The following is a 14,136-nucleotide window of genomic DNA, read 5'->3' as shown; positions in this document are numbered from 1 at the left end:
GCCTCGATGTTAGATGTATTGAAGCGCTGGTATCAGACCCGTTTTTCCGACCCGGATGCCGTCACCCTCTTCCTGCTGCTGGTGTTCTGCTTCGCGGTGCTCTGGCTGTTCGGCGATCTGCTGGCACCGCTCCTGGTGGCGCTGGTGATGGCCTACCTGCTGGAGTGGCCGGTCAGCCGCCTGCAGCGCACCGGGCTCTCCCGCCCCCTGGCCACCAGTCTGGTGCTGCTGCTGTTCATCACGGTGACCACCCTGATGGTGCTGGGCCTCATCCCCACGCTGGTGAGCCAGGGCGTCAACCTGGCCAAGGAGGCGCCGTCCATGCTGGCCCATGCCCAGGACTATGTGCGCACCCTGCCGGAAAAATACCCCGAGATCATCGACGTCAGCCTGGTCGAGACCATCATCGACAACATCCGCCAGCGCATCCTGACCGGGGGCGAGCAGTTGGTGAGCGCCTCCCTCAGCTCCCTCATCAACGTGGTGGCCATCCTCATCTACGCCATCCTGGTGCCTCTGATGGTGTTCTTCATGCTCAAGGACAAGCAGGTGCTGATGGGCGGCCTGCGCCGCTTCCTGCCCCGCAACCGCACCCTGGTCAACCGGGTCTGGGTGGAGATGAATGACCAGATCATCAACTACATTCGCGGCAAGGTGATCGAGATCCTCATCGTCGGGGTGGCCACTTACATCCCCTTCGCCCTGATGGGGCTGCGCTACTCGGTGCTGCTGGCGGTGGCGGTCGGCTTCTCCGTGCTCATCCCCTACATAGGGGCGGTGGCGGTGACCGTGCCCGTCGCCATGGTGGCCCTGTTCCAGTGGGGCCTGACCCCCGACTTCGCCTGGCTGATGGTGGCCTATCTGGTCATTCAGGCCCTGGACGGCAACCTGCTGGTGCCCCTGCTCTTCTCCGAGGCGGTCAATCTGCACCCGGTGGCCATCATCGTTGCCGTGCTGGTGTTTGGCGGCCTGTGGGGCTTCTGGGGAGTCTTCTTCGCCATCCCCCTGGCCACCCTGGTGAAAGCCGTGCTCAACGCTTGGCCCAAGCGGGACGATCAGCCCCGTCCCACCCCCTGATGCAGAGGGAGGCGCAAGCCTCTCTTTCTTATCCAGGCCCCTCTCTATTCCCCTTCGCCACCTTGGTTGCCGCCACGCAGGACGACTCTCGGGGTCAATGGGCGCCTCCTCGCGCCATCCCAGGACCTCCGCGTCATTTTTTTGCTATCAACTTGAATTGACAATGGAAACAGGCTTCACTGACGGCATCCGCGGCAGTATTCTCTGCCCCGTTCCAGCCCAGATTCAAAGGATCTCTCCATGCCCCCTGTTCGCGCCCTGCGCCACGCGCCCCTCGGCTGTCTGCTGGCCCTGCTGTTCACCGTCCCCGTCCGGGCCGAGATCGATCTCGGCTCCCTCGACATCTTCGTGCAGGACAGCCCCACCAGCCCGGTGCCCAAGGGGCTGGTGCTGGGCGGCGCCGTCATCGGCGGGGATGCCCGCTACCAGGGGCAGGACGACACCGCCCTCGCGGTGCCGGGCGCCGTCTACTTCGGCGATCGGTTCATGTTCCTCGGGGACAGGGCCCGCTACTACTTCCACAAGGAGGAGAACTTCGCCGCCTACGGCTATGGCCGGGTGCGATTCGGCAACCTGGATCCCGACGATGCCCCCGAGCTCGCGGGCATGGAGGAGCGCGAGTGGGAGCTGGAGGGGGGCGTCGGCGCCAGCCTCATCACCCCCTACGCCCTGCTCAGCACCCGCATCAGCACGGACGTGACCGGGACCAGCAACGGCCAGGAGTGGCTGCTGTGGGCCGACTTTCCCATCATTCGCGACAAGCTGCTCATCATGCCCGGCATGGGGGTGATGATCCGCAGCGACAAGATGGCGAACTACTACTTCGGCGGCGTCTCGGGCAGCGAGGCCAGGGCTCAGCGCGCCGAGTGGGACACGGGCACCACCCTCTCCCCCATGGCCGCCATCATCACCAGCTACCGTTTCAGCCCCCACTGGATCGGCATGTTTGCCGCCAACTACGAGCGCTACGACAAGGACATCGCCAACAGCCCCATAGTCCAGCACGATGGCGAGCTCTACGCGGGCGTCGGCATCGGCTATATCTGGTAACCCGGCTCGGCTGGCGAAGCCAACCAACAAGAAGGGAGCCCAAGGCTCCCTTCTTTGTCATTGACGGGCCGTCACCACGTTCCGGTCGCGGCCAGAAACTCGGCCAGCGCCCGGTTGACGAACGCCGGGTTCTCCAGGGTCGAGATATGGCCGGCGGCCGGGATCTCCCTGAAGGAACAGCCCAGCACCTCGGCCATCAGGTAACCCTCCAGCACAGGGCGGGCCTTGTCCTCGCAGCCTGTCATCACCAGCGCGGGCAGCGCCATCTCCTCCAGCCAGTCGATGCGATCCTCCCGGGTCACGAAGGCGCGCCCCACCGCCACCAGGCTCGCCACCTTGTCGACCGGCCAGGCGGTGAGCCGCCCCTTGAAGCCGCCCATCAGGGCGGTATCGGGTTGATGGGCAAAGAAGAGCGGCGCCACCTGCTCGACGATGGGGGCGGGTATGCTCCCCAACTGCTCGATGGCGGCCAGCATGGCGAGGTAGCGCTCGCAGGTGATCTGGGGCTCGAGACCGACGAAGCTGTCCATCAGCACCAGCCCCTTGATGCGCCCGGGCGCCATGCGTGCCAGCTCCACCCCCCACATGCCGCCGATGGAGAGCCCTACCAGCACGACGTCGTCGACACCGAGGGCGTCGAGCAAGGCCAGATGATCCCTGGCCAGGGTCGCCAGGGTGCAGGGGCCGTCCGGCGTGGCATCGGAATCCCCATGGCCCCAGAGCTCGGGCACGATGCAGCGATACTGCCCCTTGAGGGCCTCCACTTGCGGCGCCCACATGGCGCTGTCCCACAGGTAGCTGTGGCCCAGCAGCAGCACCGGGCCCTGCCCCTCGTCCAGATAGGCCATCCGGCGACCCGCTACCTCCATAAACTGCTTCATGTTTTCTCCTGTTGCCAACTGAGATGATGAGACGGCTGTGCAAATCGCCATCAATGGCGTCATGTTTTTCTATTGCCAGCGGCTGACGGGGCGGCAGTGTATCACGCCTCCCTTGGCAGAGGGGCCGGCCTGGTGCAAGCTGGAGTGACTCACAAGAGGACTCACCAAGGAGAGGCCGATGGCCAAGGAGAAGAGCAAGAAGCGCCCCCGTCTGGACAAGAAGAGCTACGAGCACCACCTCGCCCACCTGCAGGAGGAGCTGGTCAAGCTGCAGGAATGGGTCAAGCAGGAGGGGCTGAAAGTCGTGGTGCTGTTCGAGGGGCGGGATGCCGCCGGCAAGGGGGGCGTCATCAAGGCGATCACCGAGCCCCTCAACCCCCGGGTCTGCCGGGTCACCGCCCTGCCCGCGCCATCGGATCGGGAGCGCACCCAGTGGTATTTCCAGCGCTACGTGGCCCACCTGCCCGCCGCCGGCGAGATGGTGCTGTTCGACCGCTCCTGGTACAACCGGGCCGGGGTCGAGCGGGTGATGGGCTTTTGCAGCGACGACGAGTACCGCGAATTCCTGCGCGCCTGCCCCGAATTCGAGCGGATGCTGATCCGAGCCGGCATCACCCTCATCAAGTACTGGTTCTCGGTCAGCGACGAGGAGCAGGAGAAGCGCTTCAAGGAGCGGATCAACACCCCCATCAAGCGCTGGAAGTTCAGCCCCATGGACCTGCAGTCCCGCTCCCGCTGGGTGGAGTACTCCCGCGCCAAGGACGACATGTTCACCTACACGGACACGCAAGACAGTCCCTAGTTCGTGGTGGAGGCGGACGACAAGCGCCGTGCCCGCCTCAACTGCATCTCCCACCTGCTCGGCAAGGTGCCCTACGAGGCGATCCACTACGAGCCCATCAAGCTGCCCCCCATCAAGACCGAGGGTTATGAACGCCCCCCTCTCTCCAGCCAGCACTTCGTACCTGACGTCACCGCCGGGTTCGACGCCGGGAAAGAGGCGAGAAAGGAGGCGTGACCAGGTGCCGCCCGACCCGCCGGGCGAGCCCCTGGGCATTTCCCATCAAGATCAGGGGCATCAACGCCCTCCTCTCTCCAGCCCAGGCCAGCCAAACCCGCTGACCTGCCCCCACCAGTCCCGAACGGCAGGCAATAAAAAGCCGGTCTTGCGACCGGCAAAAGGCATTGAACATGAAGAAAGGAAAACCTCGGCATCCTGACCGCGATCAGGTGCGGATATATTTGGCGGTGCGCGGGAACGCCTGTTCCCTGGCATCGAACAGGTAACAGGCCTCGGCCGGAATGCCGACGCTGTACTCCTGGCCGGTGGCTACGTCCACGTCGGAACTCGCCTTGACGGTGAAGTCGTGGCCACCCACGTCCATGTAGACGAAGGACTCCGCTCCCAGGTGCTCGGCCACCTGCACCACGCCGCTCACCCGGCTGTCGGCATGGGCATGGCCCAGCGGCACCAGGTGCTCGGGACGAATGCCCAGCTCCACCTTGTCGCCCACGGCGCCGCGGCGGGCATCCACCCGCACCCGCACGCTGTCACCCGTGGTCAGCTTGACCATGGCTTCCCGCTCGCCGATCTCCACCAGCTCGCCCGCCAGGAAGTTCATCTTGGGGGAGCCGATGAAGCCCGCCACGAACTTGTTGTCCGGGTTGTGGTAGAGCTCAAGGGGGGTGCCGAACTGCTCCAGGTTGGTGGCCGCCTCGCCCTTGAGCGGGCTCAGCACCACGATGCGGTTGGCCAGGGTCATGGCCTCCACCTGATCGTGGGTCACGTAGATGATGGTGGAGTTGAGCTCCTTGTGCAGCTTGGCGATCTCGATGCGCATCTTGACCCGCAGGGCCGCATCCAGGTTGGAGAGCGGTTCGTCAAACAGGAACACCTGGGGCTGCTGCACTATGCTGCGGCCGATGGCGACCCGCTGGCGCTGACCGCCGGAGAGGGCCTTGGGCTTGCGCTCCAAGAGCGGCTCCAGCCCCAGGATCTCGGCGGCGCGCATCACCCGCTTGTGGATGCTCTCCTTGTCCATCTTCTTGAGCTTGAGGCCGAAGGCCATGTTCTCGTAGATGTTCATGTGCGGGTAGAGGGCGTAAGACTGGAACACCATGCCCACGTTGCGCTCCACCGGCGGCACGTCGTTCATGTAGCGACCGCCTATGGTCAGCTCGCCGCTGGTGATGTCTTCCAGACCCGCGATCATCCGCAGCAGGGTGGACTTGCCGCAGCCGGACGGGCCGACGAAGACGATGAACTCCCCTTCCTTGATGTCGAGGTTGATGCTGCGCAGGGTGTCCTTGTGGACAGCCGGGTCGTAATTTTTGCGAACGTTGTTGAGTACTACTTCAGCCATGTCGAGCTCCGCTCTTGAATCTTTGCAAATCGTGACGGCGGGGGGAGTCGGCTCCCCCGGCCATTAACCGTTAACCTTTCACACCGCCTGCGGTCAGACCGCCCACCAGCCAGCCCTGAGGTAGACCAGCAGGAACACCTTGGTGCAGGCAGCGTGGCGCCACTTAACCTTTCACACCACCGGCGGTGAGGCCACCGACTAACCAGCGCTGCGCCAGCAGGAACACGACTGTGATGGGGAAGCCTGACAGCACGGCGGCCGCCGCGAAGTCACCCCACAGGTAGTTCTGCGGATAGAGGTACTGCTGGGCACCGACCGCCAGGGTCAGGTTGTTCACATCCTGCAGCAGGATGGAGGCCATGGGCACCTCGGTAATGGAACCGATGAAGGCCAGGATGAACACCACCGCCAGGATGGGCACCGACAGGGGCAGCAGGATCAGCCTGAACGCCTGCCACGGGGTGGCACCGTCGATGGCCGCCGCTTCCTCCAGGGAGGAGTCGATGGTCTCGAAGTAGCCCTTGATGGTCCAGACGTGGAGGGCTATGCCGCCCATGTAGGCTAGGATCAGGCCACCATGGGTGTTGAGCCCGAGCCAGGGAATGTAGTCACCAATCTTGTTGAACAGGGCATAGATGGCCACCAGGGCCAGCACGGCCGGGAACATCTGGAAGATCAGCATGCCCTGCAGGATGGTGGACTTGCCACGGAACCGCAGGCGGGCGAAGGCGTAGGCACAGGTGGTGGAGAGCACCACTATCATCAGGGCGGTGATGCCTGCGACCTTGATGGAGTTCCACAGCCAGGTCAGCACCGGGAACGGCGGCGGCGTGATGCTGCCGTCGGCGTTGGTGATGGACATGCCGAGCGCCAGCTTCCAGTGATCCAGGGTCGGATTGGTGGGGATGATCTCCCCCACCGAGAAGTTGCCGTTACGGAACGAGATGGCGATGACCATGATCAGCGGGAAGATGATCAGTGCCAGGAAGCCCCACATCACCAGGTGGGTTGCCCACACCCGGTATTTCACTGATTTGGGTTGTACGATTGCCATGTTGAAGCCTCCTTACAGTTGCTTGTCGGCTTTGGACAATTTCAGGTTGAGCAAGGCCAGCGCACCCACGATGAGGAAGATGGCGGTGGCGATGGCACTGGCCAGACCGTAGTCCTGACCACCCGAGCCCTGGAACGCGATCCGGTAGGTGTAGCTCACCAGCAGGTCGGTGGTCCCGGCCGGCGTGGTGGCCCCGATGATGTCCGGTGCCCCGTTCGTCAACAACTGGATAAGCACGAAGTTGTTGAAGTTGAAGGCAAAGGATGCGATCAGCAGGGGTGTCAGCGGCTTCATCAACAGCGGTACCGTGATCTTGAAGAAGTTCTGTACCGGACCTGCACCGTCCATGGCGGACGCCTCATAGAGATCTTCCGGGATGGCCTTGAGCAGGCCCATGCAGAGGATCATCATGTAGGGGTAGCCGAGCCAGGTGTTGACGATGAGGATCATCACCTTGGCCAGGAAGGGGTTGGTGTACCAGTCGGGCTTGATGCCGAACGCCGCTTCCAGGAACAGGTTGATCTCGCCGAAGTTCTGGTTGAACAGGCCCTTGAACACCAGGATGGAGATGAACGCCGGTATCGCATAGGGCAGGATCAACATGACCCGGTAGAAGCCACGGCCCTTGAGCTGCTCCCACTGCACCAGACACGCCAGCACCATGCCGATGGCCAGGGTGAAGGCGACCGAGCAGGCGGAGAAGATCACGGTCCAGACGAAGATCTGCATGAAGGGACCCTGGATGCCCGGATCCGTCATGATGCGCATGAAGTTCTTCCACCCCACGCTCACCACGAACCCCGGGGCTATGCCCTTGCCGACGAAGTGGCCTTCCGCGTCTATGTACTGGTAGAAGCCGGTGTCGCCGTTGGGCAGCATCAGCTCGCCGCTCTGGTTGTCACGCAGCAGGTTGCTGTCCTTGATCATGACGCCGGACTTGAGCACGACGCCGTCCACCAGCTGGGTATAGAGCTGCTTCTGGGCGGCAAACTTGCGCAGGCTGCTCAGGGTCAGGTGGATGTTGCCATCGGGCAGCACCAGATCCAGGGCACTCAGGTGAGTGCGGTGATCGACGATGGCCCGGATGGGCGCCACCTGGTCGATGGCCTCCCCGTTGAGGGGCTGCAACTGAACAACCTGTGGCTCGTCATGAACCCGGCCCTCGCGGACAGCCAGTTCACGTGCCTTGTTGTTCGACAGAGTAAGGGGTTGACTGATAAAGGATTGGTCGTCCTGTTGCAGCAGCAGCTGAAACTGATTGTTCTCACCACCCAAGAGGGTGAAATCGAATTCACCGCCCGCCACCTTATAGGTCTTTTTCAGATGGTAATCCCGAGCCTGTTCGAGGGAGAGCAGGTTGGATCCCGAATAGTTGGTGAAGGCGATGCCGATCGTGTAGGCAAGAGGGAAGATGATAAAAACAACCATGCCTGCCACACCGGGGAAAATATAGCGGTGGGCATAGGTCTTCTTGTTCATGAAGACATAGAGACCGACGGAAACGACCACCAGATCGAGCAGGGCAAAGACCCACTCGCCGCTGGCATACATCATCACGGCCGCATAACCATTAAGCACTGCGATCAGTGCCGCCATGGTCCACTTCAGCCAGACGTACTTGTCTTTCTTCGGACCGGCATAGGATTCGATAGAAGGTACTACTTCCATGCCAATTAACCTTTATTGCGCCAAGAGAGATTGGAGAGAGTGGGAGGCCCGAAGGCCTCCCTGATACGTGCTTACTGGACGATACGCTTGGCAGCGGTATCCAGGGCTTCGTCAACGCTCTGACGACCAGAGGTGACGTTCTTGAGGGCTGTTTCGAAGGAGGACCAGAAACGGCTCATCTCGGGCACGGACGGCATCGGCTCGCCGTTCTGGGCGTTCTGCATGGTGGCCTTGATGTTGGGGTCCGCTTCCAGGGTCTTCTGGAAGGACTTCAGGGCCACGGCACCCAGCGGCTTGTCGGCGTTCACCGGCGCCAGACCGGCATCGGTCAGCAGGTAGTTTTCCAGGAACTCGATGGCCAGATCCTTGTTCGGGCTGGCGGCGTTGATGGTGGCACCCAGTACGCCGACGAAGGCCTTGGCCGGGTTACCCTTCAGGGTCGGCAGCGGCGCTACGCCGTACTTGATGCCGCTCTTGTCCAGGTTGCTCCAGGCCCAGGGACCGTTGATCATCATGGCCACTTCGCCCTTGTTGAACTTGGCATCCATGACACCGTAGTCGATGCCCTTCTCCAGGTGACCGGACTTGATCATCTCGGAGATGTAGCCGACACCGGCCTTGGCACCCGCGTTGGCCACGCCGGTGTCTTTCACGTCATAACCGGTAGCGGTCTTCTTGAAGGCATAACCACCGTTGGCAGCCACCAGGGGGTAGCTGAAGTAGGGGGTGTCATAGGCCCACATGATGGCGCGCTTGCCATTTTTCTTCAGCTCTTCGTCGATCTTGGCGATCTCTTCGAAGGTCTTCGGCGGGTTGGGCAACAGATCCTTGTTGTAAATCAGGCTGACGGCTTCGACCGCGACCGGATAGCCGTAGGTCTTGCCATCGACGGTCATGGCATCCCAGGCGAACTGCTCGAACTTGGCCTTGGTGGCGGCGTTCGGGGTCACGGGCACCAGCAGACCGGACTTGACCCACTCACCGTAACGGTCGTGAGCCCAGAAGAAGATGTCCGGGCCGTTGCCGGTAGCGGCGGCTTGCTGGAATTTCACTTCAACCTGATCCGGGTGAGCCACGGTCACCTTGATGCCGGTCTCGGCTTCGAACTTCTTGCCGACTTCGGCCAGGCCGTTGTAGCCCTTGTCACCGTTGATCCAGATGGTCAGCTGACCTTCATCAATCGCAGCAGTGGCAGAGCAAGCCACGCCCAGGGTAGCCAGACCGATCAGGGATGACAGCAATTTCTTTTTCATGAGCCTTTCCTTGTATTAGTTCCGCGCTGTAAGAGCATTGTGTGCGAGATGAATATTATCCCAAGCGTTCAATGCCTCACATGACACGCCTCGCATTTTTGAAATGCAATTACGTATTTTCTTCCAGAAAGTTATGAAAACATTTTCTTATTTCAGCGACTTAACGAGAGTTCCCCCCATATTTTTGCCAAGATACGGAAATAAAATTACCGAAAAGAAATAAATTTACACCAATGAAAGGGATTTCATCCCACTGAAAACCCTTTCACCCCGATTATTTTGTTTAATGTGTTAACAAAAGTACTGCAACGGTTTCCAGCTTCATCACCCCCTTAAATAAAAAGGCACCGGAGCGGACTCCGGTGCCTTTTTGCAAAAAATGATGGGTGGATCACATTACGACTGGCGCAGCAGCTGATCCTTGAGGTTGGGCGGCACCCCCCTGATGGTCAGGGTATCTGTCTGGGGATCGTAGAAGATCCGGCTGTTCAGCAATTTCTGCTCGAAGCTCAGGGTCAGGCCGCCACCGGAGCCGACAAACTTGGTCAACCCGCGCAGGGTGGACCTGTCCGCCGGGAAGCGCTCCTCCAACTCGTATTCCTGGCCGATGAAGCTGTAGAAATCGAGGTCGCCCTCTCCCGCCTCTTTTGAGGAGAGCTCCGCCGACAACTCCCTGATCTCGATCTCTTCGCCGGCGCTGGCCTGCTCGGTGCAATATTTGAAGACCTGCTTCTTGTAGTCGTTGCGCTCGGCCGGCTCGAGCTGGCGGCTGTCGCAATAGTCGTCTACCGCCTGCAGCAGGCCCTTATTCTGCACCTTGGCATCCATGCCCTCTCGGGCACCCAGCAGATCCATGAAGAAATCCCCCAGTTTGCGGCCAACCCGCCCCTTGCTGAAGGTGATGTAGCGACGCGACTCCGGCTGGGTCTTCCATTCGGTCAAGTCGATGCGAGCCACCAGGTTGAGCTTGCCGATGTCCAGATACTGGATGTGGCGCAGCTCCAGCGCCTCGCTGACGGTGACGCTCTCCTTGCCCTCCAGCAGGGCCACCATCAGATAGTCGACCCCCACATAGTTGTATTTGGCGATGAGCAACACCCCCTGCTCGTCCAGGGCGTGCTCCACCAGCTGTTTGACCAGCATCTGGGTCAGGTTGACGGAGAAGGGAACGAACTCGGTCTGCTCGGCCAGCAGCTGCTCCAGGGCGATGCGAAAGGCGGGAGAGGGCTGCTTGGGGGCATCGATGCCCTCGGCCAGCTCGGCGACGGCGGCCTCGGGGTCGACGAAGAAGCCAAAGCCCTTGCCCCCCTTGCCGTTGTAGATGCGATGCAGTTCAGCCATCAGCCCCTGCACCGCCTCGTCGGCAGGCAGGGTCTGGCTGCGGGTATCGGCGTGGGGCTGGCCATCGTTGCCGGGCCGCAGGGAGTGAAGAATGATCTTGTCGATATCGAGACTCATGTCACAAAGCCATAGTGTTAGCCGAAAGGGTGAAGTATTATAAGGCGCTTTGAACCGAGATGAACCCAAGATTATGCCCATCGTATCAAAGTACAATAACGAGCAGTTTGACGCCCTGATGAACGACCTGATCACCGCCCTGGAGAAACACAAGGCGCCGGTGGATCTCAGTCTGATGGTGCTTGGCAACCTGACCACCAACATCATCAACGGCATGGCTCCGGCCCAGCGCCAGGCGATCACCGAGAAGTTCGTTCAGGCGCTCACCGCCTCGGTGGACCATCGCCGCGATGCGCATTGAGTTTCTTCGCATTCTTTGATGTTTTTCAAGCAGATGGATCATTATGGTCGAAACCGGCAACCCCTATCGTGATAATGTCTCTCGCCTGATCACCTGGGGGCATTGGTTCTCCTTCTTCAACATCATCCTGGCCATGCTGATCGCGACCCGCTACCTGGGCTCCATCAGCTGGCCGTCGACCACGCTCGGCGTGACCTATCTCATCATCAGCTGGATAGGCCATTTCTCGTTCCTGAGCTTCGTCACCTATCTGCTGACCATCTTCCCCTTGAGCTTCATCCTACCAAGAGAGAAGCCGCTGCGCTTCATCTCGGCCATCATCGCCACCCTGGCGCTGGTGCTGCTGCTTATCGACACCCAGGTGTTCCAGCTGTTCAAGTTCCACCTGAACGGCCAGGTGTGGCAACTGCTGCTGGATCAGGCGCAGACCGAAGAGGGCTCTATCTGGAGCATCATCTTCGTCTCCGTGCCCACCATCTTCCTGCTGCAACTGCTGCTGTCGGCCTATGTATGGCGCAAGATCAACAAGCGCAAGCGCCGTCAGTACGGCAATCAGGTGGGGCTGGCCCTGCTGGTCTGCTTCATCCTGACCCACCTGGTCAACAGCTGGGCGGATGCCACCCTGTATCAGCCCATCACCATGCAGCGGGCCAACTTCCCCCTCTCCTACCCCATGACCGCCAGGAGCTTCCTGGCCAAGCATGGCTGGCTGGATCTCGAGCAGTATGAGAAAAAGGCCGAGGATCAGGGGAGCGCGGAGCACCGGCTGCTCTATCCGCTGCGCCCCCTCAGCGTGAACGCCCCGGGCGATCACAAGAACCTGCTGGTGGTGGTGGTCGATTCCCTGCGGGCGGACATGCTCAACAACATCAACATGCCCAATCTGCAGCGCTATGCGGATCAGCACATCAGCTTCCGCAACCACATGAGCGGCGGCAACGATGAGGCCATGGGGATGTTCAGCCTCTTCTATGGCCTGCCCGGCCACTATTACGGCGACATTCGCACCGACAAGCGTCCGCCCGTGCTGTTCGACGAGATGCTGCGCCAAGACTACCAGTTCGGCCTGTTCGGCGCGCTGGAAGATGCCAAGCAGTATCAGCAGAGCCTGCTCGCCGGCCTGCGCAAGCAGGTCTTCGTCTCGCGCCAGACCGACGACCGCCTGCTGATCGACGACTGGCAGCAGTGGCTCCACAACCGCACGGCGGACAGACCCTGGTTCTCCCTGGTCTATCTGTCGAGCCCGGGGGACTATCAGGTGCCCGCCAGCATCAAGGGCCCCTTCCAGCCCGAGCTGACCCGGTTCAACCCGGCCACCGCCTACAGGCCAGAGAATCTGCAGAAGCTGGAGAATCGCTACAAGAACGCGGTGTTCTACACCGACCAGCTGCTCGAACAGATGCTCTCGCAACTGCAGCAGCAGGGGCTCGGCGAGCAGACCATAGTCGTGGTCACCTCCAATCACGGTCAGGAGTTCAACGAGACCCAGAGCAACAGCTGGGGCTATGGCAGCAACTACTCCCCCTATCAGGTGCAGGTGCCCATGGTGCTGGCCTGGCCGGGCACCGAGAGCAAGATCCAGGAGCAGGCGAGCAGCCACCTGGATCTGGTGCCAACCCTGATGAAGGGCATGCTGGGGGTACGCAATCCGCCCCGCGACTACAGCACGGGGCGCAGCCTGTTCGATGCCAGCCCGCGCAACTGGCTGCTGGCGGGGGATCAGAACGATTTCGCCATCTATCAGGGCAACACCATCACCCAGTTCAACAAGCAGGGGGATTTCGAGCTGCTGGACCGCGACACCTATCGTCCCATCAAGCACGGTACCCCGGACATGGGCACCCTGATCCAGGTGATGAACGAGCTGAACCGCTTCTATCGCGCCCCCTGACCGGTGCAAGCCACCTGAGCGAGCCCGCCCCTTTGGCGGGCTTTTTATTGCCAGCACGCGGTGGCGACGAAGGCAACCTGCTAACAACCCGCATTGAACGAGATCATCTTCCCTCGCGGCCATGGCCGGGGACGGCAAGGCGGTGAACGACGGCTGCGTCTATCTCGGGTCGTCCACCCCCTTCCCCGCCGGCAAGACGGTGACCTATCTCGACATCACTAGCGCCTCCGTCGGCCTGCGCACCCTCGGCGCTTGGGCCAAACAAGTCCTGCTGGTGAGGTAAACATCCATGATTGGGGCTCTTTCAGATCCCAGCTGGATAGGTGGCGGATGGCGACGGTATGACCCTGGCCGTCAAAAAAGCATCAAATTGCGTCACTGCATGCCGGTTCAGACAGGTTTTGCACCCCGGAGCGCTGGCATGAAACCCGCAGAGCGGTTAGTCTAGCGGCGTTGAACCAATCCCATGAGGTACAGATGAAAACCGTGTTGCGTTTTAGCCTGCTGGGCGCCTTGTTGTTGGGTGGCCACGCCTTCGCCGCCGAACCGAAAAAATTTGATATCAGCATGTTCCCCGCCGCCGAAGTGAACCAGGAACGTGTCGTGATCCGTCTGCCGGAAGTCGAGAACGAAGCCGACATGATGGTCGAACTGCAAGTCGGCAAGAAGATGCTGGTCGACTGCAACCTGCCGCGCTTCGCCGGCAACCTGGAACAGCACAGCGTCAAGGGCTGGGGCTACAACTACCTGACCCTGGGTCAGGTCTCCGGCCCCGTCAGCACCCTGATGGCCTGCCCGGATGGTCAGAAGAAGGAGAGCTTCGTCCAGATCTACGGTCAGGGCTTCTTCGTGAACTACAACTCCAAACTGCCCTTCGTCATCTATGTGCCCCAGGAGTATGAGGTGCGCTATCGTCTGTGGCGTGCCGACAACCTGGCCCAGCCAGCCATGATTGAGTGAGTTCAGGGCACTCAGGTTCAGCTCCGTCATGAAGAGACAAAAGGCGCCGTATGGCGCCTTATTTTTTCTGTTTTCACCCTGTCAGAACCGCTTTTTCCTGTATAAAAACTGACATAACTCCACTATTTTTCAGGATTTTTTGTGCAGCGCACCGCAAAATGCCCACTCGGGATGCGACAA

Annotated in this window: 11 protein-coding genes and 2 pseudogenes; 7 read left to right on the top strand and 6 right to left on the bottom strand. The window is 61.0% G+C overall.

Annotation, left to right across the window (positions count from 1 at the left end):
- The first annotated feature begins 6 nt into the window (after positions 1 to 6).
- Both I6L39_RS13795 and I6L39_RS13790 read left to right on the top strand, forming a co-directional pair.
- Positions 7 to 1,077 (top strand): AI-2E family transporter, encoded by a 1,071-nt coding sequence (locus I6L39_RS13795; RefSeq protein ID WP_216989955.1) that lies wholly within the window; start codon positions 7 to 9, stop codon positions 1,075 to 1,077.
- Between the two features lie 240 nt (positions 1,078 to 1,317).
- A complete protein-coding gene (locus I6L39_RS13790; RefSeq protein ID WP_216989954.1) occupies positions 1,318 to 2,127 on the top strand; it encodes a MipA/OmpV family protein in 810 nt (269 codons plus the stop codon).
- A 71-nt stretch (positions 2,128 to 2,198) separates the two neighbouring features.
- Here the strand turns inward: I6L39_RS13790 and I6L39_RS13785 are convergent, their stop codons facing one another.
- Positions 2,199 to 3,008 (bottom strand): alpha/beta fold hydrolase, encoded by an 810-nt coding sequence (locus tag I6L39_RS13785; RefSeq protein WP_216989953.1) that lies wholly within the window; start codon positions 3,006 to 3,008, stop codon positions 2,199 to 2,201.
- Between the two features lie 178 nt (positions 3,009 to 3,186).
- On the opposite strand from I6L39_RS13785, the pseudogene ppk2 reads away from it, so the two are divergent.
- Positions 3,187 to 4,026: pseudogene (gene ppk2 / locus I6L39_RS13780) on the top strand (polyphosphate kinase 2).
- A 208-nt stretch (positions 4,027 to 4,234) separates the two neighbouring features.
- On the opposite strand, the gene I6L39_RS13775 reads toward ppk2, so the two are convergent.
- The 5 genes from I6L39_RS13775 to yejK all read right to left on the bottom strand — a co-directional run bounded on the left by I6L39_RS13775 (position 4,235) and on the right by yejK (position 10,804).
- The gene (locus I6L39_RS13775; protein ID WP_216989952.1) at positions 4,235 to 5,371 is read right to left on the bottom strand and encodes an ABC transporter ATP-binding protein; all 1,137 of its coding nucleotides are present in this window, start codon (positions 5,369 to 5,371) and stop codon (positions 4,235 to 4,237) included.
- 163 nt (positions 5,372 to 5,534) lie between these two features.
- Positions 5,535 to 6,425, bottom strand: coding sequence for a maltose ABC transporter permease MalG (malG, locus tag I6L39_RS13770; protein WP_010674251.1), 891 nt, complete (start codon positions 6,423 to 6,425; stop codon positions 5,535 to 5,537).
- 12 nt (positions 6,426 to 6,437) lie between these two features.
- Complete coding sequence (malF, locus tag I6L39_RS13765; RefSeq protein WP_042077019.1) at positions 6,438 to 8,093, bottom strand: maltose ABC transporter permease MalF; 1,656 nt, start codon at positions 8,091 to 8,093, stop codon at positions 6,438 to 6,440.
- Between the two features lie 71 nt (positions 8,094 to 8,164).
- Positions 8,165 to 9,346 carry a maltose/maltodextrin ABC transporter substrate-binding protein MalE gene (malE, locus tag I6L39_RS13760; protein ID WP_042077020.1) on the bottom strand — a complete coding sequence of 394 codons (1,182 nt, stop codon included), beginning with the start codon at positions 9,344 to 9,346 and terminating at the stop codon, positions 8,165 to 8,167.
- A 396-nt stretch (positions 9,347 to 9,742) separates the two neighbouring features.
- Complete coding sequence (gene yejK / locus I6L39_RS13755; protein ID WP_042077022.1) at positions 9,743 to 10,804, bottom strand: nucleoid-associated protein YejK; 1,062 nt, start codon at positions 10,802 to 10,804, stop codon at positions 9,743 to 9,745.
- Between the two features lie 73 nt (positions 10,805 to 10,877).
- On the opposite strand from yejK, the gene I6L39_RS13750 reads away from it, so the two are divergent.
- The 4 genes and pseudogenes from I6L39_RS13750 to eco all read left to right on the top strand — a co-directional run bounded on the left by I6L39_RS13750 (position 10,878) and on the right by eco (position 13,956).
- Positions 10,878 to 11,105 (top strand): YejL family protein, encoded by a 228-nt coding sequence (locus I6L39_RS13750; RefSeq protein WP_042077023.1) that lies wholly within the window; start codon positions 10,878 to 10,880, stop codon positions 11,103 to 11,105.
- 43 nt (positions 11,106 to 11,148) lie between these two features.
- Complete coding sequence (locus tag I6L39_RS13745) at positions 11,149 to 12,996, top strand: DUF3413 domain-containing protein (RefSeq protein ID WP_216989951.1); 1,848 nt, start codon at positions 11,149 to 11,151, stop codon at positions 12,994 to 12,996.
- A 69-nt stretch (positions 12,997 to 13,065) separates the two neighbouring features.
- Positions 13,066 to 13,279, top strand: a pseudogene (locus tag I6L39_RS13740) (hypothetical protein); the annotation flags it as partial.
- Positions 13,280 to 13,473: 194 nt separating this feature from the next.
- A complete protein-coding gene (gene eco, locus I6L39_RS13735; RefSeq protein WP_005328180.1) occupies positions 13,474 to 13,956 on the top strand; it encodes a serine protease inhibitor ecotin in 483 nt (160 codons plus the stop codon).
- The last annotated feature ends 180 nt before the right edge of the window (positions 13,957 to 14,136 follow it).

Source organism: Aeromonas sp. FDAARGOS 1409, from assembly GCF_019048705.1.
Taxonomy (GTDB): domain Bacteria; phylum Pseudomonadota; class Gammaproteobacteria; order Enterobacterales; family Aeromonadaceae; genus Aeromonas; species Aeromonas sanarellii.
Note: the sequence above shows the minus strand (reverse complement) of the source record. Positions and strands in the feature narration are given on the sequence as shown.